This window comes from Bacteroidota bacterium (genome assembly GCA_021300195.1).
In the GTDB taxonomy this organism is placed as follows: Bacteria; Bacteroidota; Bacteroidia; order J057; family JAJTIE01; genus JAJTIE01.
In genome coordinates this window covers 98,411-120,441 of record JAJTIE010000018.1, presented here as the reverse complement: position 1 = coordinate 120,441, position 22,031 = coordinate 98,411, and the positions used below count along the sequence as shown (strand labels likewise).

Here is a 22,031-nt window from a genome sequence, read left to right as displayed (position 1 = left end):
TATATGGCAGCTGGGGAATGATGGCTAACTTGCCGGGTATGACAGCCGCCATCCATTGGGGCCCAGACCCCATTGCCTTCTCGCCTTTCGGGCTCGACATTGCCTGGTATGGTATTTTGTTTGCCGTGGCTTTTCTGGCCGGGCACTACTACATGCGCTGGGTATACCGGCGCGAGGGCCGCAGCCTGGAAGACTTGGATCGGCTAAGCATGTGGATCATCCTGGGTACAATCGTGGGGGCGCGGCTTGGGCATATGCTGTTCTATGACTTTGATGCCCTCGTGGCCAATCCCATCAGCGTGCTCTACATCCGCGATGGGGGCCTGGCCAGCCATGGGGCTGGCATCATGATCTTGGCCGTGCTGCTCTACTGGGGCCATCGGCACCCCGATCAGTCCTTCATCTGGCTGCTAGACCGCATAGGGCCCGTTATCCTGCTAGGGGGCATGTTCATCCGCCTGGGCAACTTTGTGAATGGTGAGATCTATGGGTATGTAACAGACCTCCCCTGGGGCGTATATTTTGAAGGCCCAAAGGTACCCTTGGCCGACCGGCTAGCACCACGACACCCCAGCCAGCTGTATGAGGCGATAGCAGTGCTGATCCTGTTTTTTGCCCTGCACTACGCTTATCTGCGCAGGGGACGCAGCTGGCAGGCTGGCCGCCTGGGGGGCCTGTTTCTGGTGCTCCTGTTTGCCAGCCGCTTCCTGCTGGAGTATACCAAGCTGGAGCAGGCCCATTCCGGGTCGGGCGGCCTAATCAGTGGCCTGAAGGTAGGCCAGCAACTGAGTATTCCCTTTGTGCTTATAGGGCTATGGCTACTGTTTCGGCCCGCCCGCCGGGCAAACGCCACCTAACACACCTACCGGCCTATCCCACCACCCTGCTCACTATCGTCCCGATGAAAAACCCCTTCCAGCCCGGAGACCGGCAGGTATATCAGGTGGTGGTGGGCCCAGCAGACTTGGCCAGCTTCCAGGGGCAGCAGGTGCACCCACTGTACAGCACCTTTGCCCTGGGCCGCGATGCCGAATGGTGCTGTCGGCTATTTGTGCTGCAAATGCTAGAGGAGGGCGAGGAGGGGATCGGCACCTACCTCAGTATTGAGCACCTGGGGCCAGCCCCGCTGGGGGCTACGGTAGACATTTGCGCTACGCTGCTGTCCGTATCGGGTAGCCGCATCCGCTGCGCCTACGAGGCGCGGGTGGGCCAGCGCCTGATCGCGCGGGGAGAACAGGAGCAGCGCATCCTGGAAAAAGCTATTTTCGAGGCACGGCTGGCAGAACTAAACCCGGGCCGCCCACGGTAGGGCCTACAGCTACACCCGGGCAAAACAGGACCCCCCCCACCCCACCACTCTCCAGAAGCTGATGTCAACGCCCACGATATCCGAAGAAAACTACCTGAAGGCGATCTATAAGCTGAGTGGGAATGACCAGCCTGTAAGTACCAACGTGCTGGCCCGAGAGCTGGGCACCAGCGCCGCCTCGGCGAGCGATATGCTGCGGCGGCTGAGCGAGAAGGGCTACCTGGTGTACAAGCGCTACTACGGTGCACGCATGACCGAGAAGGGCACCCGGCTGGCACGCTCCATCATCCGGAAGCACCGGCTGTGGGAAACCTTCCTGGTAGAGAAACTACAGTTCGGCTGGGAGCAGGTGCACGAGGTGGCCGAGCAGCTGGAGCATGTGCAGCACCCGCTGCTTATCCAGCGACTGGATGCCTACCTGGGCTACCCCCGCTACGACCCCCATGGTGCGCCCATACCGGATGCACAGGGGCTGGATGCCCCTACGGAAAAGGGTGCGCCCGGCCATGCTGGCCCGACGGAGGATGATGCCGATGGCCGCCCTACAGACTGACAACCCTGGTTTTTTTCGCCGTCTAAAATGAGCGGGCGCCCACGCGCCCCAATGGAAGCCCGACGGTACATGCCTAGCCATACAAAGATGGTAGTGTGTGGCACGCTGTACACCAGCGCCGCTACGCGCTGCCGCTACTGGCTACCAGCCAGAGACAAGGCCCTGTGCAGCGTCGATACAAGAGCTACCTTAAACGAATTTTTGGGATTATTAATCGAGGCCGTGTTGAAAACACAAAAGGTTTCGTTTATTTATCCACAGGATTACAACCACAAACTAACCATGGCAATGATACGCAACAAGGAAGAGAAGCCCAACCCATCCAAGCCCACGCGCTGGGTGGTGGACTACAGTAATGGCCGCTTTATCCCCATTGCAGCCTCAGATCTGGAGGCCGGATATTTCCTGACGGATCGCGAGATTGCCGAGCAGCGGGGAAAAGATCCGGGCAGCCGGAAGTAGATCCGGCTGATTTCTACTCCCATACAAACCACTAGCGCACGGCGCAGCGGGGGTGCTTTGGTGAACGCGGAGATGGGGGTGCGGGAAGCGAAGACTCAGTCCGGGTGGAGCAGCAGCTTGAAACCCTCCCCATGTACATTCAAGATTTCCAGCCGGGGGTCCTGCCTCAGGTACTTACGCAGCTTGGTGATGTATACGTCCATGCTACGGCTGGTGTAGTAGTTGTGTCCGCCCCATATGCGGGCCAGGGCTTGCTCCCGAGTCAGCAGGTGGCCCCAGTGCAGGCATAGCATCTTTAGCAGCTCGCTTTCCTTGCTGCTCAGCCGCTGCACTTCGCCGCCCCTATGGCTCAGGGTTCGCTTGGGGTAGCTAAACTGATAGGTTCCTATCTCGTAGGTATCCTGGTCCGTAGCCTGGCCCTGGCTGCGTTTTAGCACGGCCTCTACACGCATCACCAGCTCCTCTACGCTAAAGGGTTTGGTCAGATAGTCGTCCGCCCCCAGGGCAAAGCCCTCTGCCTTGTCTTCTATCCGGCCCCGGGCTGTAGTAAAGATGATGGGCAGAGTGGGCCGCTGCTGTTTCAGCAGGGCCGCCAGTTCAAAGCCGTCTCTCTTAGGCATCATTACATCCAGCACACACACATCCGGCTGTAGGCTATGGCATACGTGCTCGGCCTCCAGGCCATCTCGGCATAGGCTCACGCTATAGCCCTGCTCTTCCAGATATTCCTGCAGGAGCAGCCCCAGGTTCGGGTCATCCTCGGCAAGAAGAATTTTAGCTTTGGTCATGCGGAAAGAATAAGGTGAACGTAGTGCCACGGCCCAGCTGGCTCTGCACCTCCACCCGGCCATTGTGGCCCAGCATAACCGACTGTACGTAGCTTAGGCCCAGGCCATAGCCCCGCGTATCCTGCCGGTTTCCGGTCTGGCTGCGGTAGAAGGGTTCGAAGATATGCTTCAGCACTTTTGCATCCATGCCCGGCCCCTGGTCTACCACCTGCAGGGCGTAGTAGCCCGGCAGTGGGTAGGCTTGCAGGACAATCCGGGGCTTGGGGCCGGCATACTTCAGGGCATTATCTATCAGGTTTGCCAGCACCTGGTGCAGGTGTATGGGGTCGGCCAGCAGGTGCGCGTCCGGCTCTGCCAGGTGGGTATCCATCTGGCCCTCCGCCTGCTCCAGCGCTAGCATAAACTGCTGGCCCAGCGCGGCAAACACAGGCTGCAGGGCCACACGCTCGGGCATATAGGCCCTGCCATGCTTCAGCTCCACCGTTTGCAGCACGCGGGTTACCTGCTGGCTTAGGCGCTGGCTCTCCTCCTGTATAATGCCGGCATAGCGCTGTACGCGCTGCTGGGGTAGTGGCTCTCGGGCACGGTATAGGGCCTCGGCAGCTATGCCGATTGTAGCCAGGGGGGTCTTCAGCTCGTGCGTCATGTTGTTTATGAAGTCTGTCTTCATGGCACTCAGCCGCTTCTGCCGGCGTAGTGCCCGCAGGGTGTAGGCAAAGAGGGCCCAGAGGCAGAGCAGCAGTAGCATGCTTAGGCCTATCTCGCCCCACATGCCCAGCAGCAGCCAGGCATAGTTGGGGGGTAGATAAAGGGTAAGGTAGGTATCCGGGGTAAAAACCTGCCGGGTGAAAAGCTGCACCACCACCGAGTCTGACCCGGCAGGCTGGGCTGGTACATAGAGGCGCTGATCTCCATCCGGTAGCCTGCGCAGCAGGCTGAAGTTCACGGTCTCGTGGATGCCCGCTGCAGCCAGGCTGGCATGCAGCTGCTCGGCCAGGTACAGGCTGTCCAGCTGGTGGCTAGCCAGGGGTTGCGGGGCTATCATCTGCACAAACACGCGGTCTAGCACCCGCCGGCTGCTATCCAGCAGATACTGGTAGCGCTGCTGCGCCTGCTGGCGCTGGCGCTGCAGGCTGTCTTGGGGCCGGGCGCCCGGCCGCTGGCGCAGCACATAGGTGGTATCGGTATAGTAGCGGGGGGCCAGCCTACCCATAATCAGCGTATCGGTATGGAAGATCAGGGTATCTCGCACATGCTCCATACGCATGTGGCTCCGGGGGATCTTATAGTACGCATCCTCTTCAGCACGCACCCCGCCCCCTAGCACAGGCCCTGCCAGCTCGCCCAGGGCATCGCGCAGGGTGCGCAGGGTATCGGCCATCTCTCGAAACTGCAGCTGGGTGCGCTCCGTAGTCTCGGTATACTGCAGCTGTTCGGCTAGCTTCTGGGCTGCCGAGCGGGCTTTCTCCAGGCGCAGTGCGCGCTGCGTATTCAGGCCCACACCCACCCAGCGCGCCTGCACCCACACGATGCCCGCCATCGCCAGCGCCATGCACAGCATCAGCCACTGGCTCTGGCGCCAGCGCAGAAAAGGGAAATACTGCTGCCAGATGTGCATGCACGCAAAAATACGCGCATCTAGCCAGCCAGGCGGCGCCTTAACAATCTTTAAAGCTTTTGCTACCCCAAAAAGCCTAGGCTCAGCCCCTGGGCCGTGCAGGGCCTGCAGCAGAAAAAGCTACCTTTGTGCACATGCTACGCGATGCTTCCTTGCTCATAACAGGAGGAACCGGCTCCTTCGGCAGGGCCTTTGTGCGCCAGATACTGGGCCAGTATCCGGATATCGGGCAGCTCATCATCTTCAGCCGAGATGAGCAGAAGCAATATGAGATGGCCCAGGAGTATCCACGTGCACGCTACCCGGCGCTGCGCTTTGTGCTGGGCGATGTGCGCGATGAGCAGCGCCTGATACGCAGCCTGCAGGGGGTAGACTATGTGGTGCATGCCGCAGCACTGAAGCACGTGCCCATAGCCGAAGAAAACCCCTGGGAGTGCATACGCACCAATGTGATGGGGGCCGAAAACCTGATCAACGCCGCCCTGGAGACGGGTGTAAAGCGCGTGATAGCCCTGAGTACAGACAAGGCCGCTGCCCCCATAAACCTGTATGGTGCCAGCAAGCTGTGTGCCGACAAGCTCTTTATTGCAGCCAACAACCTGGCGCAGCGCAATGAGGCCACACAGTTCTCTGTAGTGCGCTACGGCAACTTTATGGGTAGCCGTGGCAGCGTGGTGCCCCATTTCCTGAAAGCTCGCCATACCGGTGTGCTGCCAATCACCCATCCGGACATGACGCGCTTTGGCATTCGGCTAGACCGCTGCATAGAGCTGCTGCTGTATGCCCTGGCCCACAGCTGGGGCGGAGAGATCTTTATCCCCAAAATCCCCTGCTTCCGTGTGGCCGACCTGGCCACAGCCATAGGCCCAGACTGTAGGCAGCAGATCATTGGCATACGGCCAGGAGAGAAGCTGCACGAAGACCTGATTACCCCATCAGACGCGCTGAACACCCTCGAGTTTGCCAAGCATTATGTAATTGGCCCTACCCTGCCCCTATGGGATACGGACGAATACCTCGCATACTTTAAGGGCAAGCGGGTGGAACAAGACTTCAGCTACCACAGCAACAGGCCGGCAGACTGGCTAAGCATAGAAGCACTGCGCCAGGAGGTAGAAGCCGCGCTGAATATCCAACTAGCACCCCTATGAGAAAATTCTGGGCCATCCTGGCCTATGGCCGCGCCTACCGCACCCAGCTCATCCTGTCCTTTGTATTTCTGGTACTGTTCAACCTCTTTGGCATCTTCAGCCTGGGGATGGCCATTCCCTTCTTGCAGATCCTCTTCGAGCCTGGGCAGCCCACCCAGCCCGTGGATCCTGGTCCGTTCCAGCTTAGCGGAACGTACATCAAGGCCTACGGCGAGTTTTGGATAACGGAAAACATCCTGGCTTATGGCAAGATGCAGGTGCTCTATCTATTCAGCGGGGTTTTGTTCCTGCTGGTGGTGATCAAAAACTTCTTTCGCCTGCTCAGCAGCTGGGTGCTGGCCCCGGTGGAGCAGGGGGTAATAGAGGAAATGCGCAACGTGATCTTTGACCACCTGAACCGCCTGGGGCTGCCCTACTACACCCGGATGCGGAAGGGGGGGCTGATGACGCTGGTGGTCAATGATGTACAGATCATCCAGGAAGCGGTCATTGGCACACTAATGCCGCTTTTTCGAGATCCGCTAAGCATGCTCTTTTTGCTGCTGGCCATGCTGTTTCTCAGCTGGAAGCTCACGCTCTTTACGCTACTGGTGCTGCCGCTTACCGGCTACGTAATCAGCCGGGTAAACAAGAGCCTGAAAAAGCGGGCCAGGCGGGGCCAGGCCAATCTGGACGTGCTGGTATCCTACCTGGATGAATTTCTGAGTGGCATCCGCATCGTCCGTGCCTTTGCGGCCGAGCAGTACGTACGCCGCCGCTACCGCGAGATCAACGGGAAATACTCGCACGAGATGGTGCGATTCCGCGAGCGAGAGTCCATAGCAAGCCCGGTAAACGAGGTGCTCACCATACTCGTCGTCCTGGTCATCATTTTGTACGGCGGCAGCCTCATTGTACAGGGCGCTAGCGAGATGAGTGGGGCCCAGTTTATTGGTTTCATCATCTTTTTCTCCCAGTTCATTGCACCTATCAAGACTTTTACCAGCGCCCTGAACCGGGTGCAGAAGGCACTGGTAAGCTATGACCGGGTAAAGGAGCTGCTAGACGAACCGGTGCGAGATGCCGAGTCCGATACGGGGCAGCAAAGCGTCCGGCTAAAACATGGGCTCAGCATCCGCAAGCTACGCTTCCGCTACGAACCCGACAGCAAAGAGGTACTCAAGGGCATCCAGCTGGAGATAAAGAAAGGCGAGAAGATAGCGCTAGTAGGGCCCAGCGGCGGCGGAAAGAGCACGCTGGCCGACCTGATAGCCCGCTTTCACGACCCCACCGAGGGAGCCATCCTGCTGGATGGAACCGACTACCGAAACCTGAACGCGACAGCCCTGCGCAGCAGCATGGGCATTGTAACCCAGGAGGCGATCCTGTTCAACGACACCGTGTACCACAACATCGCCTTTGGCCGGCCCGATACCCCGCTGGAGCGGGTAATTGCAGCCGCCAAGATTGCCAATGCACACGATTTCATCCTGCAAATGGAGCAGGGCTATGACACCCTGATAGGAGAGCGGGGGGGTGCCCTGAGTGGCGGCCAGCGGCAGCGGCTGTGCATTGCGCGGGCCATCCTGCACAATCCGGATATACTCATCCTGGACGAAGCCACCAGTGCACTGGACAACCAGAGCGAAAAAATTGTGCAGCAGGCGCTGGATCGTATTATGGAAGGCCGCACCAGCATCATCATTGCCCACCGGCTGAGCACGGTGCGGAATGTAGACCGTATCGTGGTGATAGAAGAAGGCGTAATGGTAGAAGAGGGGACGCATGAAGCACTACTGGCCAAGGGCGGCGTGTATGCACGCCTGTACGAAATGCAGTTCCAGGTATAGCAAAAACCCCAGCCGCCGGCCCAGCACGTGCCTGGTGAACAAAAGAAGCGGAATAAAAAGAAGTGTGTACGCTTACTTATCACCCAGGTATACGCAGGGCGTTTACCTTCAGCCGCGACGAGCGGAGTAGCAGGCCTGCTGCCCTGCTGCCCGAGCGGCATGCACCCACCGGGGCCGAGGCCCGCTGGTACCCGCTGGACCCGCAGGGGCTGGGGAGCTGGATAGCCCTGGGCGAGCGGGGCCGCTTTGCCTGCCTGCTAAACGGGGCCTTTGTGCGCCACGAGCGCCAACCGCCCTACCGGCACAGCCGCGGACTGGTGGTAACACAGTATTTTGATTATCCCGATTTTTCTGCATTCCACACGCGCTATGCACTACAGGGCCTGGAGCCCTTCACCCTGGTGGTATATGAGCACGAAGCCCTGTATAGCCTGGTATGGGATGGCAGCCAGGCCCACGCTAGGCAGCTACCCACAGCCGAACCCGTCTTGTTTGCCAGTGCTACCCTATACACCCCAGCGGTGCAGGCGGGCAGGCAGGCAGCCTATGCGCGCTTCCTGGTACAGCAAGCGGACCCGACCCCCGCGGCCCTGCGCGATTTCCACCTGCAGCCAGGTAGCCAAACAGACAGCGCGGGCATACACCTGCCACCGGTGGCAGACCTACGCACCGTTAGCCTATGCCAGGTAGTACTGGCACCAGCCGAGCACCGGGCATCTTTTCTTTACGAAGACTACCACCCCGAGCAAGTGGGTGTTTGGAGGCAAGAAGTCCCTTTGAACCCTAAAAGCCCGCCGGCGCTTTAGGTCAATAAAGCAGGAGGCCAAAGCCCAGTTTTACATTCAGGCCGGTGTGGTTCAGCAGGCGAGCCTGCACACGGGGGCGGAGCTGCTCGGGGCTTAGGCTGGTTTTGCTGCTTTGCCCCGTACTCAGCCATAACCCGGTCTGCACACCCACATCAATCAGAAAACGATCTGCTACCACCCAGTGGTTGCCCAGCTCGGCCTGAAGGGCCAGTCCGCGCGTCCAGCCCTGGTGGTAGCCACCATACTGTGCCTTGAGGCGGCCACTACTGGCATCCGGCTCGTAGGCAAGTGCCCAGTGGTGCTGGGCAGCCAGGGCAGCATACAGGCCCACAGGGGCTACACCACCCGCCAGCCTACGGAGGAAATACTTGGCCCGCAACCCCAGGTAGTAGCTGTTGATCCGCAAGTAATCGTCGGACGAACCCCTGCCGGTACCTACCTGGCCCGGCTTGGCTGGCGGCAGTTTGTAGGGCAGGGTAGTAGTGAGGAAACCCAGCTGTAGCTCGGTGGCCAGCTGTGGCCCCAGCACAAAGCCTCCAGCGGCCTCTTGCCGCAAGTTCCAACGCATGGAAGGAAAAGGCTGATAACGCAAGTTTGGAAACAAGTAGGCATTCCCCAGTACATAAAAACGATGACCCAGGTAGCCCGCCGTCTGGGCACCGGCCAGTGTGGGTAGTGCGCATAGGATCAGCAAGACTTTCTTCATTTCTGGGGTACCTCCAGGCTTTTCAGGGTCATGAGCTGCTGATACAGCTGGGCGCGCAGCAGGTCTCGGCGCCACCAGTCTCCCCGTATTTGCTGGCTGTGGCTATACACTGCTTGTCCATCGTGCGCATCCCATACTTCGGTCTGCACATCAAAGGTGGCTTGGGGGCTAAAATAGTAATACAGCCCGGCAGGCAACAGGGGAAATACCAGTACGCTGGCGGCCAGCACATAGCCCTTGTGCTTGCGGGGGCTGCGCAGGCCGGCCATGTGGTAGCTCAGCACATAGGGGTTGGGGCCCAGGGCAAGGGGCAGTACCAGCTCGGGCACCAGCTGCTGCATGCCCGGGCAGCGCTGGCGCTCCGCCACCCACAGGCCCAGCAGGGCCATACGGTTATAGGCGGCCATGCTATCTCTGCCGTAGTGAAAGGGGTCCAGCAGGTCGTAGGTCGGGTAGGTTTCGGGCAGCGTCTGCCTCAGCGTCTGCAGGTGTAGCTGCTGCTCAGCCTGGGCGCGCGCATATAGCTGCGGCTGCGGCCTACGTGTGTCTGTCAGGCTATAGGTTGGCACCAGGATATGCACCCTGCCCAGGCTACGCGTAGGCAGGGCAGGGGGGCGTGGACCCAGGCGGGGCCACCAGGCAAACCGGGGCCGCGGGGCCGCCGGAGACACGGCATCCGGGAACAATGCCTGTATCGCCGGGTTGCCAGCGTGGGGTTTCATGGCACCCAGCGAAATATCCGTTAGCAGTAGCGAATCTGGAAAGTCTGACGGGCTCGACCGATCCGTCATGCGCAGCACATGCGCCCGCTGCCAGCCCCCCTGCTGGTGCAGGAGCAGGGCCAGGTGGCGGGCATAGGACCATGCCAGGGTGTCGGCGGGGTGCAGCGCCAGGTGGCTGGCTACGCTGTGGAAGGCCAGGGCCTGAACCTCCAGGGGCCTTAGCCCCCGAAAGAGGTGGTAAACCCGAGTAATCTGCCCGCTGTGCGCACTGGGATTGGGTATGAAACCGCGTGCCGGATCCTGTGCCGTGTAGACGGCAAGCCCATACAAGGCCCGCATCTGCACTTCGGCCAGATAGGCATTGTTAAAATCGCTGAGCGAGAGCGCATACGCCTGGTAGAGTGCCTGGCAAAACTGATGTTGTGCCAGATACAGCAGGCACAGTTCGTAGCGGGCCACGCGGACAATGGTGGCAAAAGCAGCTGCCGAAACCGGGCGAACCTGCCGGGGCTGATTTTGATAGGCATATAGGGCTATATGGAGTGCGCTAAGCCGCTGGGCAGGGGGGGCAAAACGCAGTGGATCGCCCGCAGCCCGGGCGGGCGGGGCCAGGTCGGGCACCTCCTCGGGCATCAGCTCAGACGGGATACGCAGCCGGGCGTGCTCCAGGAAGGCGGGGGAGAAGTACAGGTCTTCGTGGGGTGCATAAGAATGCCCCAGGAGGGCCAGGGCGGATTCCACCTCCGCCGGCGGATAGCCCGCTTGCAGGTAGTAAGTCAGGGCCGCCGTATCGGCATAGATCTGCTCCTGGGCAAGGTATCGGCTGTTTGTCAGCAGGTATTCCATGGGGGCCTGGCGCTGCGGGCCAGGTACCGATTCATCCGGCTGCGGGTGCTGCGGCATGGCCCCGGGCAGGGGTGCTGGCTGGAGCAGCTGCTGCGCCGCGTGCTGGGCGATTAGCCGGCTTAGCATCCAGGCCAGGCCACCCTCGGTGGTGCAGCCGGCAATGGCTCCCAGCGTGATAAAGGCCATATCGCCCTCGGCCACAAAAGCATGGATGGCAGGGGAGCGCAGTACATAAAAGCGCAACTTGGCCACCTGGGCGGGTGCGGCCTGCAGCAGCCGCTGGGCCAGGTGCTGCACATGGCGGCTCACCGTATCTCCCACCAGCACCAGGCCCTGCTGAAACAGGGGTTGTGCCAGGGACTGCGGGGCCTGTTGTGCTCCGGCCAGTGCCCCCTGCTGATACGGGCCCGGGCTGGCATCGCGGTGCAGCAGCTCCAGGGCCTGGGGGGGTAGGGTCCCGGCATTCAGCAAGCCCTCGTAGCGGCCAAAGTCTGGCTGCGCATACAGCCCCGGCGGCAGCAGGCATAGTAGCCAGCACACTGTTTTTTTTATTCCGCCTGCCTTCACACCCTAAAATGTGCACAAAGGTAGCCAAAAGCCCCTAGTTTTGTGCAGATGCAACCTCCCTTGTGTATAGGGGCCGGTCTACGCCGGCACTTCTGGCTGGGCCTTCAGTGTATCGGCTGCTTCCTGCTTATTCGGTGTGCATCCGTACAGGCCCCCCAGGGGGGCCCACGCGACCAGCAGGGCCCGCTGCTGATGCGTGTCAGCCCGCCCCATCAGCAGACGGGGATACGGCCCCGGCGCATCCTCTTTCAGTTTGATGAATATCTGGATGCGAAAAGTGCGAGCCAGGCGGTCTTCATCTCGCCAGTGCAGCAGAATAGCCCGGATATCTGGATCAAAAACCGCCGGCTGCACATCCGGCTGCGCGATAGCCTGCTGCCCGGCACCACCTATGTGATCAGCCTGAATAGCCAGCTGAAGGACTTTCATGAAGGCACGCCCATTGCCCAGCCCTACACCTACGCCTTCAGCACCGGCAGCCAGATCGATACAGGCTATGTGGCAGGCCACATTACGAATGCCCATACGGGCCAAGCAGCGGGGGGCTACCTGGCACTGCTGTACCCGGCCGATAGTGTGGTGGAGGGAAGCACAGCGGAGTACCAGCGCATTCGGCCCCTGTACGCCAGCCAGGCCGGCCCAGATGGCAGCTTCCGCTTGGGCTATATTCGCCCGGGGCGCTATCGGCTACTGGCTGTGCAAGACGGAGACAACAGCAACAGCTATAGCCTGGGCACAGAGTCTATTGCGGTGCTGGCGGACAATCTCTTTGTGCTAAGTGCCGACACCACAGCCTGGCATGCAGAGCTGACGGCCTTCGCACCCGACGAGCAGGGGCCCCAGGTGGTAACGGTGGTACCCGCAAGCACTACGGCCCTGCGGCTAACGCTGAACGAGCCCCTCAGCCAGGTGCAGGCCATACGCACGGCAGGCGGAGCTAGCCTGCCCTTCCGGCTGGATCCCAAAACCCCCACGCAGCTGCTGGTGGGGGCCCACTGGCAGCAGGCTGCCGATAGCCTGCTGCTTTCGCTCATTGGGCTGACGGATACTGCGGGCAATCGTACTGATAGCCTGCTGACACTGGAGATAGCGCCAGACTGGCGGCTGCCTGGCCGCCGCCAGCTGCGGCCCAGCATACAGCCGGGGCCCGACCCCTATACCTATGAACTGCAACTGCCTGGGCTGCCAGACAGCCTGGCCTACCAACAGCTGAGCGTAAGCGGGGGCGATACGCTGGCGAGCGGCAGCTGGGCACTGTGGGACCTGAGCCAACCCCTGGGCCCGAGGCTCATGCTGGACAAGTACTATCCGGATACGCTGTGGATTACCCTGCCCCAGGATAGCCTATGGAGAGACAGTGCGCGGGTACTACCCCTGGTAATGACCAAGCCGGAGGCACTGGCCCGGCTACAGCTGCCTGTGGCTACAGCCGCGCCAGCCGTGCTGGAGCTGTGGCAGGGAGCTGTGCGGATGGGGGCACGTATTGCCCTGCCAGCCGGTACCGATACCCTGCTGGTGTGGCCCTACCTGCCGGCCCAGCCGGTACAGGTACACATCATCCACGACCGGGATGGGAACGGCCTGTGGACCCCCGGCCGCCTGCACCCCTACCGTGCGCCAGAGGGCTACTATCGCTGGCCCGAGCAGATCGGCCTACGGCCTGGCTGGGAGATAACCGCACCCAAACTGATATACCCACCGCGCCAGTAGCGCGGGCAAGCATTCTCCGATCCAGGAAGCAGGATCGGGGCTTATTCGGTGGCTTGCCCATCCATTACGTCTACGGCCTGGCCGTCCTCCAGCTCCTTTTCTATCACAGTAAAGGGGCCTACCACTATTCGCTCGCCTTTCTTCAGGCCGTTCTTTATCTCTATATACTGGTCGTCGCTCAGGCCGGTGCTTACCTGTCGCGTGCGCACCGTACCATCGGGCTGCCACACATACAGGATGGTGGGCAGCAGCCCGGCAGCAGCGGGCTCTGCACTACGGTCTACCGTTACGGCCTGTATGGGCACTGCAAGCACGGAGTCTGCCCGATCTGTATAGATCTGCACCACGCCCGACATGCCTGGGCGGAAGGGGCTTTCGTGCGCCTTCAGGCCCCGCATCAGGCTGCTATCCCGTGCATAGCTCTCGCGCAGGATGCGCACCTCTACGGCATAGTTGGTTACCTGGTCGGTGGTGCCCTGGGCCTGTAGGGCAGCACTGTAGGCAATCTCGGTTACCCGGCCGCTAAACACACGGTCTCGGTAGGCATCTACGGTAATGGTGGCGGTATCTCCCGGGCGTACGTGCACAATGTCGTTTTCATTGATGCTGACCTTTAGCTGCATTTCGCGGAGATCGGCCAGTTTTATCACCTCCGTGCCGGCCATCATTCCGGTACCTACCACCCGCTGGCCCATCTCCAGTTTCAGGTAGGTAACGGTGCCCTCTACGCTGGCATACACCCGCGTACGCTGTAGCTGGTCTAGGCTCTGGCGCATGCTAGCCCCGGCACTCAGGCTGCGGTAATAGGCAGCCTGGCGGGTTTCCAGTGCACCCACATAGCTGGCGCGGCTCAGGCTATAGGCCAGCTCGGCCTGCTGATACTCTTGCTCGCTTACCACTTTGTCCTTGTACAGCAGGGCCTGGCGCCGCCAGTTCACACTGTCCTGGGTTAGCTGGTTTCGGGCGCGTATCACCCCAGCCTCGGCATTGCTTTGTTCGGCCTTGGCGGCATTTACACTGGCGGTGCTCTGCTCCAGGGCGGCCTGGTAGTTGTCTGGGCGGATTTCGAACAGTAGCTGCCCGCGGTGCACATACTGCCCCTCGCGCACGTGTATGGCGGTTACCTCGCCAGAGAGGTCGGGGGCAATGGCCACCTCCAGCTCGGGCTGCACCGTGCCCGACTCTGTAACACTGGCAACAAGCGTGCGGACCTGTACAGGGGCCAGCTCTACCTGTGGGCGGCTGCTGCAGGCGGCCAGCACAAGCAGGCACAAGAAACCGGGGCTAAGCTTCATTGTTTCAAAAGGAGAGGGGTGTACCTTGATAGAGGAGCAATATCTTCTGCCGGAAGTAGTATTCAAAATGGGCTTGCAGCAGGTCTATCTGCGCCTGGTTGTATCGGTTCAGGGCCTCTATATAGGCATAGAAGTCTAGTGCACCGGCTTCGTAGCGTTTTTCGGCAAACTGGTAGGCCAGGCTTAGTGCCTCTAGCTGGCGGCTGGTGGCCTGGTGCTGCTCACGGGCTGCACGTACGTCTAGCCAGGCCTGCTGCACGTCCTGCTGCAGCTGCTGCTCCACCAGCTGGCGGTTCAGGCTGGCCGTACGCACCTGGTTTTTAGCTAGCTGCCAGTTGTTCCGTGCCTGGTAGCCATTGAAGAGCGGGATATCCAGGCTGAGCCCAATGGATTGAAAGAGATTATCGTCCAGCTGGTTTCGCAGGTTGCCTTGTTCGCCCAGCAGGTCTTCCACGTTGCTGCTGTAGTTGCTACCCAGCCCGGCGTTAAAGCTCAGGCGTGGGCTTAGGCTGGCCCTGCTCACCTGGCTGCCCAGCTGGGCGGCCCGCAGGCGCTGTTCGGCCTCGGTTAGCTCGGGCATATGGGCCATGGCCTGCTGCTGCACCAGGCTGAGTGGGGGCATGGGGGCATCCAGTGGCAGGCTTGCGGTGTCGGGGGTCAGAAACACATAGCTGGTATCGGGCCCCAGCAGCAGGGCGTGGAGTAGCAGCAGCTGGTTTCGGTCGTGCTGGTTCTGGGCCTGCATCTGGCTGCGCTGCTCGGTGGCTAGCTGGCCTTTCAGGTTCAGCACTTCGGCCTCGGTGGTGGCCCCTGCTGCCTGGCGCCGCTGTGCCTGTTCCAGCTGGCGGCGGATGAGGGCCAGCCGCTCGCCGCTAATGCGCAGCGTAGCCTCGTCCAGCACGCGCTGCAGGTACAGGCTTAGCACACGGGTCAGCACCTGGTTCTCCTGCTTGCGGGCGTTGGCTTGCTCGGCATACTGGCTGGCCTGCTGCTGCTGCAGGCTGTAGTAGCGGCTCAGCCCCTCGAAGAGGGGTAGGCTGGCGTTGGCCGAGAAGCGGAGGGTGCTGGTAGCCTGGTTGGTGCGGGTGAAGGTGAAGGAATCGAAGGTGGTGCCAAACTGCCGATTGGCATTTACGTTGCCGTTCAGGCTGGGCAGGTAGTTCAGCTGGGCCTGGCGCAGGTTTAGCTGGCTATTGTCCTGCACCACAGCCTGCTGCTGTAGCTGCAGGTTTCGGGCCATGGCCAACTGGATACAGTCCTGCAAGCTGAGCACACGCTGGGCACGCGCACTGCCGGCGGCGGCTGTGGTGGCCAGCAGCAGGGCCACACATAGGTGGGCGCGCAGGCGCCTCATAGGTCTATATCGGGTATGTAGTTCAGGTCTTGCACCCAGCTCAGGTTTCGCAGGTAGTCCAGCGTAAGGGGGCGCAGGCCACTGTCCATCTCCAGGCACAGCAGGGCCGTTTCATTTTTGGCCCGGCGGCTCACGGTCATGGTGGCAATGTTGCAGTCCTCGTGGGCCAGCACGCTGGTGATGAAGGCAATGCTGCCCCGGCGGTCCTCCGCCTGCAGGATGAGCGTGTGGGCCTGTGCCGTGAAGTTGCAGGGGTAGCCATTGATCTCGGCAATGGTGATCAGGCCCCCACCCCGGCTGATGCCTACCAGCTCAAAGCTGCGGTCTCCTGCTGTGGCAGCCAGGCGTATCGTATTGGGGTGCATCTTGCTGCTGCTGCCTATGCGCTTCATGTGGATCTGCATAGCCTGCGCCTCGGCCAGCTTCAGGGCGTCTCTTATTCGTTCGTCGTCGGTCTTGAAGTCCATCAGCCCGCCTATCAGCGCCCGGTCGCTGCCGTGGCCCTCATAGGTAGTGGCAAAACTGTTGTACCAGGTGATGGTTACGTGCTCGGGCGTGGCCTTCAGCAGCTTGCGTGCCACCCGGCCTATGCGCACCACGCCGGCGGTGTGGCTGCTACTGGGCCCGATCATTATCGGCCCGATCATATCGAATATGCTACTGCCCTCAGACATGGTGGTTCTTTATCCTGCAAGTTAAGCCGATTCGTACTAAGATAACAGGTGGCCCCAAGCCCGAATGTACTGCCGCGCAGCGGGCGTGTATGGCACGGGCGGCCTAGCGGGAGCGGTCGCCCACATACATGCTTATCATCCGCGCCACAAAAATGGCAATAAACATAACCCCCATTATGGCCTCGGAGCTGGCCAGCATGCGGGCTAGATGTGTGTGTGGCGTGATGTCGCCATAGCCCACCGTAGTTAGCGTCATGAAACTGTAGTAGAGCAGCACCTGCCACGCCTCTTTCTCACTTTGTAGCAGGGCGGGGTCTATGTTGAAGGAGGTGGGGTCTATGAACAGTAGGTTGACATAGGCGGAGGAGTAAGTGAGCCCAATGAGGATGTAGGTGATGACTACGACCAGAATATGGTCCAGCTCCACGCGTTCCGTGCGGCGTGTATAGCGGTGCATCAGCCAGGTAATGTATCCATTGAAGAGGGTCCAGTTTATCCCACTGATGATCCGGACCAGGTGTTCATCCGATGCCCGGGCCCACTGATTAAGGCCCCAACTAAAGAGCACCAGGATGCCCGAGATAAGCAGGTAGCTACGGCGGCGAAAAACGATATAGGGTCCCTGGATCATAGCCAGGCAGTAGGCTAGCGAAAAAAAGAACTCGTAGCCAGAACCCTGAAAGAGGCCACTTGCCAGTATGATAAAGGATAGGGAGCAAAAGAAAAAGAGAATCTGTGAATGCTTTGTACCGTATTTCATAGCGCATGGGTATTACTTGTGGGCGGGATGGGCGCTGCCTATGGGCTACCCGGCGGGGCTGGGGCCGTAGTAGGCTTCGCCATAAAAACAAAACCAAAGATAAGCTGCCTACCCGGCAGACACTGGCCCTGGCGGCACTGCTGTAGTGCAGCAGACTATACAGAACGTAGTGACAGACTAACTAACGATCGCGCTCCGCCGCATAGAGGGAAACCATGCGGGCTACAAAGATGGCCATGAACATAATGCCGGCTATCGCCTCGGAGATGGCCAGCATGCGGGAGAAATGGGTCTGGGGAAGAATGTCGCCATAGCCCACGGACCCTAGTGTCATATAACTGAAGTAGAGCAACTGCTGCCATATCTCTACCTCGCTGATTGCAGTGGCAAAGTCAATGTTAAAAGACTGAGGATCCAGGTACTCCAGCGTAGTGTAAGCACAGGCATACGTTAGGCCGATGAGGATATACGTAATAACTACCACCAGAAGATGGTCTCGACCTACCCGCTCGGTACGTAGGGTGTATCGCAGCATCAGCCAGGCAACATATCCATTAAAAATGGTCCAGTTTATAGAACTTAAAATTCCGAGGGAGCTACTGGCCAGTAGCTTGGCCAGTAGCTGAAAACCCCAGCTTGAAAAAATCAGCATACTGAAAACCAACCAGTGCCACCGACGACGATAGATGATGTAGGGGCCCTGCACGAGGATAAGACAGTAGGCAAAACTGAAGATCGTGTCGTACACCAGGCCTGTAAAAAAGCCGTCCACTACGACAATCGCAAGGAGCGTAAAAAGGAAAAAAAGCAGTCGTTGATGTGTTGTGCGGAATCGTATCATACCGGCTTATGTACTTTTAAGAACATACTAACAGCCACACTGGCCACTACCAGCAGGATACCCAGCAGGCTGATCCAGTGGTAGGTTTCGCCCCAGAGCAGAAAACCAAAGATGAGTGCCAGCACGGCACCCAGATAAGCCACCACCGACACATTGCCTGCTGGCTCGGCCTGATATGCCTTGGTGAGGTTTACCTGGGCCAACTGGGTAGTAAGGCCCATAATGAGGACAATGAGTGCATCCATCCAGCTGGCCGGCCACACCCACACCGGTAGCGACAGGGGTGCTACAATGGGTAGCGAAACGAGGGGGAAATACAATACCACCACCAGTGGATGGTCTGTTTTGCGCAGCATGCGGATCATGAAATAGGCAGCCCCGCCCGATAGCGCGCCGATGAGGGCGATGCCCAGCTCGGTAGGGGAGATACGGGGATCGAAGTCGCTAATGAGCACCACCCCCATAAAGGCCAGTAGTAGCAGACACCAACGTGCGAGGGATAGGCCCTCCCCCAGCAGCAGCGCACCCAATATCACGGCAAATATGGGAGCCAGATACTGGAGGGTAACGGCAGACGCCAAGGGCATGTACTGCAAGGAGAAGAAGTAAGCAAACAAACCCAGGCTGCCAAAAGCACCCCGCAAAATCAGGTTCCGCCGGTGTACGCCTAGGGGCGCAATGCCCAGCCTGCGTAGCTGGTAAAAAGTAACCGTGGCAGAAATGATGGATCGGAAAAACATTAGCTCCACCGTGGGCAGGTAGCTCAGGCGTTTCACCGTTATGTTCATCAGGCTGAAGAACAGGGTGGCCATAAACATGTAGCGTACGCCTGCAGGGATCATGCAGCAAAGGTAGGCAGCCGAGCCTATTTATCTGTATATTCGCCCCTTGTGCAGGTGTTCCCTTTCTCTGCTTCGCCTTTATGCCGGAGGGGGCGGTGCCTTGCAAGGCCTGGGGCTACCTGATAGCCGGGCACTATATGCCTGGCCGGTGAATGATAGAGCGTACATTAAAACAAAACCCGTTTAGATGGCTACACCAACCGCACTGGATTTTGAGCAACCCATTTCTGAACTGGAGTCGAAGCTGCAGGATGTAAAGTCGCTGGCAGAGCAGAACCAGGTGAATATGGACGAAACCATAGAAGCCTTGGAAAAAAAGATCTCGGACCTGAAGAAAAAGATCTACAGCAACCTGAGTGGCTGGCAGCGCGTACAGCTGGCACGGCACCCCAATAGGCCCTACACGCTGGACTACATCTATGCCATAACGAGTAATTTCATAGAACTGCATGGCGACCGTAGCGGCGGAGACGACAAGGCCATCGTGGGCGGGCTAGCCAAGATCGGCACCGACCGGGTGGTAATAATTGGACACCAGAAGGGCCGAGACACCAAGAGCCGACAGTACCGAAACTTCGGCATGGCCAACCCCGAGGGCTACCGCAAGGCCCTACGCCTGATGAAGATGGCCGAAAAATTCGGCCTGCCCGTCGTTACCCTCATCGACACGCCGGGGGCCTACCCGGGCCTGCATGCCGAGGAATACGGCCAAGCCGAAGCCATTGCAAAAAACCTGATGGAAATGGCCGTACTACGCGTACCCATCCTGTGCATTGTCATCGGCGAGGGGGCAAGTGGGGGCGCGCTGGGCATAGGCGTGGGCGACCGTGTGCTGATGCTGGAGAACACCTGGTATAGCGTGATAAGCCCGGAGAGCTGTAGCAGCATCCTGTGGCGCAGCTGGGACTACAAGGAGGTGGCTGCCGAGGCACTGAAGCTGACCGCCAATGACAATAAGGCCCTCGGCATCGTGGATGGCGTAATAGCCGAGCCGCTAGGGGGTGCGCACAGAGACCCAACGGCCATGTACAAGACGCTAAAAAACCGCATCACCAAAGAACTAAAGCAGCTGCGCGAGCTAAGCACAGAAGAACTACTGAGCCAGCGCATCGAAAAATTTGCCCAAATGGGTGTGTACAGCGAGTAGAAACGCGGATACAAAGAGGACGGCCTGTGAGATAGAAGGAAGACGGGAAAGAGGCAGTAGCCGATAAAAACAAAGGTGCGCGCTGGCAGATACACCGGAGAAACAAAACTGGCGGGGTGGATTTTGCGTTTCTTAGCTGTATGATATCACCACTTAGCCAGGTTGCCAGGTTTATCCTGCTGGTTTTTTTCTTGCAGATGGGCTGTGTATCCGGCGTACGGGCGCAGGCAGATGCCGAGGAAAAACTGGCGCACGCATACTACCTGGACGGAACGTACGAAAAGGCCATCCCGATCTATGAACGCCTGCACAAGAAAAGTCCGCTAGACTTTGAGGTGCTGAAGCGGCTGACAGACAGCTACGTAAAGACCGGCGCAGGAGATGAAGCCCTGGTAGCCCTGCGCAAGGCCCAGCGCAAGGACCCCCGAGCCGTAGTAGTGGCACTGGAAAGCCAGGTACTAGCGCAGCTGGGCAAAACGCAGGAAGCCGACAGCCGCATGAAAGACGCTATAGCTGCCTGCCGAAACGAGGCCGAGTACCGCATGCTGGGCAGCTACCTGCTGGCCAACCAGCAGTACGAAGCCGCCGAAGCCACCTATGTAGCCGCCAGCGGGGCAGCAGGGGTGGCAGACCGCTTTGCACTGGAGCTAAGCTATGTGTATCGGTACAAAAATGACTACCTGGCGGCCACCAAGGCCCTTATAGACTACTACCGGGCGCAGCCCGAACAGGCCAGCATGGTGCGTAGCCAACTACTGGGGATGGCGGAAACAGCGGCCTACCAAAAGGACATAGAGACCGGAATCATACAACGAATGGCCAAACTGCCCGAGGACCGGCAGCTGCCCGAATGGCTATACGACTTCTATGTGCAGACCGAACACTACGAAGCTGCCCTGCGGCAGGCCCGCGCGCTAGACAGGCAGCTGCAGGAGCAGGGGAAGCGGCTATATGAATTGGGCGTCATCCTGCAGCAGAACGAGCAGTACCTGCTGAGCAACGAAGCCTTTGCCACCATTACCACAGCCCAGCGCCAAAACCCCTACTACGTGCAAGCACTGGGCGAGCAGGCCAAAAACCTGGAGCTGATTGCCTTTGCCAGCAAGCCGCTGGATACCACAGCACTGCGCAAGGCCGTGCAGAACTACGATGCCCTGCTGCTGCGCTACGGCCGAAACCCACAGATGCGCGAGCTGCTGTACCGAAAGGCACGGCTCTGTGCCTTCTACCTACAGGAGCCGGAGGTGGCCCTACAAGAGCTGGCAGTGATAGAACAGCTTCCCATTGCCCCCAGCGATAAAGCGACTGCACGGCTGCTGCTGGGCGATGTGCTGCTGCTACAGGGCGAGCGGCTGAAGGCCGAAATCCAATACAAAAAGGTGCTGGAAGACTTCAAGGAAGACCAGGTGGGCGCACAGGCACGGTACAGGCAGGCGCGACTGCAGTACTTCACCGGCCGGTTTGCCGATGCGCAGGCCTACCTGAAGGTGCTGAAAGAGCGGCCCGAAAACGACATTGCCAACGATGCCATCCGGCTGTACCTGACCATACAGGACAATACCGGCCTAGACACTGGCACCGTTGCGCTGGAGCAGTTTGCCCAGGCCGAGCTGCTGGCCTACCAGCACCAGGATGCAGCGGCCCTGCAGCTGCTGGACAGCATACTACTGGGTTTTCCGGGCCATGCGCTGGAAGACGACATCTACTTTACGAAATCCTCCATCTACCTGAACATGGGCAAGCTGGAGGAGGCTATTCGTTATCTGGACCGACTGCTACAGCAATTTCCGCAAAGCGTGCGAGCAGATGAAGCCCTGTTTACCAAGGCCGATCTCTATCAGTTTCAGCTAAAAGATGCAGAGACAGCCCGCAAGCTGTACCTAGACCTGCTGGTACAGTACCCGGCCAGCCTGTATAAGGTGGAAGCCCGGAAGCGCATACGGGCCATGCCCGGTAATCCCTAGGGGAGCCAGCGGCTGGTGCTGCCGGGCCACAAACCGAAGGCGGGGATAGAACCGGATGCGAGAATAGCGAGGGAATAGCAAAGACAA

19 protein-coding genes and 1 pseudogene are annotated in these 22,031 nt (G+C 59.6%); 10 read left to right on the top strand and 10 right to left on the bottom strand.

All coding sequences use genetic code 11. The features are described from left to right. Positions 1–38 precede the first annotated feature (38 nt). The 4 genes and pseudogenes from lgt to LW884_04780 all read left to right on the top strand — a co-directional run bounded on the left by lgt (position 39) and on the right by LW884_04780 (position 2,324). The gene (gene lgt, locus LW884_04795) at positions 39–857 is read left to right on the top strand and encodes a prolipoprotein diacylglyceryl transferase (GenBank protein MCE3007654.1); all 819 of its coding nucleotides are present in this window, start codon (positions 39–41) and stop codon (positions 855–857) included. Further along, positions 815–1,309, top strand: a complete 495-nt coding sequence (locus LW884_04790) for a hypothetical protein (protein ID MCE3007653.1) — start codon at positions 815–817, stop codon at positions 1,307–1,309. Before lgt ends, LW884_04790 begins: the two co-directional genes overlap by 43 nt. Before the next feature lie 61 nt (positions 1,310–1,370). Next, positions 1,371–1,772 (top strand): annotated as a pseudogene (locus LW884_04785) (metal-dependent transcriptional regulator). 372 nt (positions 1,773–2,144) lie between these two features. Beyond that, positions 2,145–2,324, top strand: coding sequence for a hypothetical protein (locus LW884_04780; protein ID MCE3007652.1), 180 nt, complete (start codon positions 2,145–2,147; stop codon positions 2,322–2,324). A gap of 95 nt (positions 2,325–2,419) precedes the next feature. On the opposite strand, the gene LW884_04775 is transcribed toward LW884_04780, so the two are convergent. Then, the gene (locus LW884_04775) at positions 2,420–3,112 is read right to left on the bottom strand and encodes a response regulator transcription factor (protein ID MCE3007651.1); all 693 of its coding nucleotides are present in this window, start codon (positions 3,110–3,112) and stop codon (positions 2,420–2,422) included. Continuing rightward, on the bottom strand, positions 3,099–4,730 hold the full coding sequence (locus LW884_04770) for a HAMP domain-containing histidine kinase (GenBank protein ID MCE3007650.1): 1,632 nt from the start codon (positions 4,728–4,730) through the stop codon (positions 3,099–3,101). Before LW884_04770 ends, LW884_04775 begins: the two co-directional genes overlap by 14 nt. A gap of 134 nt (positions 4,731–4,864) precedes the next feature. Between LW884_04770 and pseB the strand changes: the two genes are divergently transcribed. The 3 genes from pseB (at position 4,865) to LW884_04755 (ending at position 8,516) form a co-directional block, all read left to right on the top strand. After that, the gene (pseB, locus tag LW884_04765; GenBank protein MCE3007649.1) at positions 4,865–5,881 is read left to right on the top strand and encodes a UDP-N-acetylglucosamine 4,6-dehydratase (inverting); all 1,017 of its coding nucleotides are present in this window, start codon (positions 4,865–4,867) and stop codon (positions 5,879–5,881) included. Further along, complete coding sequence (locus tag LW884_04760) at positions 5,878–7,710, top strand: ABC transporter ATP-binding protein/permease (protein ID MCE3007648.1); 1,833 nt, start codon at positions 5,878–5,880, stop codon at positions 7,708–7,710. Before pseB ends, LW884_04760 begins: the two co-directional genes overlap by 4 nt. 62 nt (positions 7,711–7,772) lie before the next feature. Then, entirely contained in the window at positions 7,773–8,516 is a 744-nt protein-coding gene (locus LW884_04755; protein MCE3007647.1) for an NRDE family protein, read from the top strand. A 1-nt stretch (position 8,517) separates the two neighbouring features. Here LW884_04755 and LW884_04750 read toward each other — a convergent pair whose 3' ends face one another. Together LW884_04750 and LW884_04745 are read right to left on the bottom strand one after the other, a co-directional pair. Next, a complete protein-coding gene (locus tag LW884_04750) occupies positions 8,518–9,222 on the bottom strand; it encodes a hypothetical protein (GenBank protein MCE3007646.1) in 705 nt (234 codons plus the stop codon). Next, positions 9,219–11,330 carry a hypothetical protein gene (locus tag LW884_04745; GenBank protein MCE3007645.1) on the bottom strand — a complete coding sequence of 704 codons (2,112 nt, stop codon included), beginning with the start codon at positions 11,328–11,330 and terminating at the stop codon, positions 9,219–9,221. The genes LW884_04750 and LW884_04745 overlap by 4 nt, the downstream gene beginning before the upstream one ends. Before the next feature lie 75 nt (positions 11,331–11,405). On the opposite strand from LW884_04745, the gene LW884_04740 reads away from it, so the two are divergent. Beyond that, positions 11,406–13,067 carry an Ig-like domain-containing protein gene (locus LW884_04740; protein ID MCE3007644.1) on the top strand — a complete coding sequence of 554 codons (1,662 nt, stop codon included), beginning with the start codon at positions 11,406–11,408 and terminating at the stop codon, positions 13,065–13,067. 41 nt (positions 13,068–13,108) lie between these two features. Here LW884_04740 and LW884_04735 read toward each other — a convergent pair whose 3' ends face one another. The 6 genes from LW884_04735 to LW884_04710 all read right to left on the bottom strand — a co-directional run bounded on the left by LW884_04735 (position 13,109) and on the right by LW884_04710 (position 18,833). Continuing rightward, positions 13,109–14,362, bottom strand: coding sequence for an efflux RND transporter periplasmic adaptor subunit (locus tag LW884_04735; protein ID MCE3007643.1), 1,254 nt, complete (start codon positions 14,360–14,362; stop codon positions 13,109–13,111). Positions 14,363–14,366: 4 nt separating this feature from the next. Beyond that, positions 14,367–15,716 carry a TolC family protein gene (locus LW884_04730; protein ID MCE3007642.1) on the bottom strand — a complete coding sequence of 450 codons (1,350 nt, stop codon included), beginning with the start codon at positions 15,714–15,716 and terminating at the stop codon, positions 14,367–14,369. After that, positions 15,713–16,390 (bottom strand): L-serine ammonia-lyase, iron-sulfur-dependent subunit beta, encoded by a 678-nt coding sequence (gene sdaAB, locus LW884_04725; protein MCE3007641.1) that lies wholly within the window; start codon positions 16,388–16,390, stop codon positions 15,713–15,715. The genes LW884_04730 and sdaAB overlap by 4 nt, the downstream gene beginning before the upstream one ends. Before the next feature lie 103 nt (positions 16,391–16,493). Then, positions 16,494–17,150, bottom strand: a complete 657-nt coding sequence (locus tag LW884_04720; protein ID MCE3007640.1) for a potassium channel family protein — start codon at positions 17,148–17,150, stop codon at positions 16,494–16,496. Between the two features lie 181 nt (positions 17,151–17,331). Beyond that, positions 17,332–17,802, bottom strand: coding sequence for a potassium channel family protein (locus LW884_04715; protein MCE3007639.1), 471 nt, complete (start codon positions 17,800–17,802; stop codon positions 17,332–17,334). A gap of 185 nt (positions 17,803–17,987) precedes the next feature. Further along, positions 17,988–18,833: a DMT family transporter gene (locus tag LW884_04710; protein ID MCE3007638.1), complete on the bottom strand. Its 846-nt coding sequence runs from the start codon at positions 18,831–18,833 to the stop codon at positions 17,988–17,990. 187 nt (positions 18,834–19,020) lie between these two features. On the opposite strand from LW884_04710, the gene LW884_04705 reads away from it, so the two are divergent. Next, positions 19,021–19,980: an acetyl-CoA carboxylase carboxyltransferase subunit alpha gene (locus tag LW884_04705; protein MCE3007637.1), complete on the top strand. Its 960-nt coding sequence runs from the start codon at positions 19,021–19,023 to the stop codon at positions 19,978–19,980. A 140-nt stretch (positions 19,981–20,120) separates the two neighbouring features. Next, a complete protein-coding gene (locus LW884_04700) occupies positions 20,121–21,944 on the top strand; it encodes a tetratricopeptide repeat protein (protein MCE3007636.1) in 1,824 nt (607 codons plus the stop codon). Positions 21,945–22,031: the final 87 nt, after the last annotated feature.

Bases quoted from the DNA above. Each gene is read 5' to 3' on its own strand.
- sdaAB (MCE3007641.1), bottom strand. From the start codon at position 16,390: ATGTCTGAGGGCAGTAGCATATTCGATATGATCGGGCCGATAATGATC.
- LW884_04735 (MCE3007643.1), bottom strand. From the start codon at position 14,362: ATGAAGCTTAGCCCCGGTTTCTTGTGCCTGCTTGTGCTGGCCGCCTGC.
- LW884_04700 (MCE3007636.1), top strand. From the start codon at position 20,121: ATGATATCACCACTTAGCCAGGTTGCCAGGTTTATCCTGCTGGTTTTT.
- LW884_04705 (MCE3007637.1), top strand. From the start codon at position 19,021: ATGGCTACACCAACCGCACTGGATTTTGAGCAACCCATTTCTGAACTG.
- LW884_04775 (MCE3007651.1), bottom strand. From the start codon at position 3,112: ATGACCAAAGCTAAAATTCTTCTTGCCGAGGATGACCCGAACCTGGGG.
- LW884_04750 (MCE3007646.1), bottom strand. From the start codon at position 9,222: ATGAAGAAAGTCTTGCTGATCCTATGCGCACTACCCACACTGGCCGGT.
- LW884_04780 (MCE3007652.1), top strand. From the start codon at position 2,145: ATGGCAATGATACGCAACAAGGAAGAGAAGCCCAACCCATCCAAGCCC.
- pseB (MCE3007649.1), top strand. From the start codon at position 4,865: ATGCTACGCGATGCTTCCTTGCTCATAACAGGAGGAACCGGCTCCTTC.
- LW884_04770 (MCE3007650.1), bottom strand. From the start codon at position 4,730: ATGCACATCTGGCAGCAGTATTTCCCTTTTCTGCGCTGGCGCCAGAGC.
- LW884_04715 (MCE3007639.1), bottom strand. From the start codon at position 17,802: ATGCTGATTTTTTCAAGCTGGGGTTTTCAGCTACTGGCCAAGCTACTG.
- LW884_04790 (MCE3007653.1), top strand. From the start codon at position 815: ATGGCTACTGTTTCGGCCCGCCCGCCGGGCAAACGCCACCTAACACAC.
- lgt (MCE3007654.1), top strand. From the start codon at position 39: ATGACAGCCGCCATCCATTGGGGCCCAGACCCCATTGCCTTCTCGCCT.
- LW884_04740 (MCE3007644.1), top strand. From the start codon at position 11,406: ATGCAACCTCCCTTGTGTATAGGGGCCGGTCTACGCCGGCACTTCTGG.
- LW884_04730 (MCE3007642.1), bottom strand. From the start codon at position 15,716: ATGAGGCGCCTGCGCGCCCACCTATGTGTGGCCCTGCTGCTGGCCACC.
- LW884_04720 (MCE3007640.1), bottom strand. From the start codon at position 17,150: ATGAAATACGGTACAAAGCATTCACAGATTCTCTTTTTCTTTTGCTCC.
- LW884_04760 (MCE3007648.1), top strand. From the start codon at position 5,878: ATGAGAAAATTCTGGGCCATCCTGGCCTATGGCCGCGCCTACCGCACC.
- LW884_04710 (MCE3007638.1), bottom strand. From the start codon at position 18,833: ATGATCCCTGCAGGCGTACGCTACATGTTTATGGCCACCCTGTTCTTC.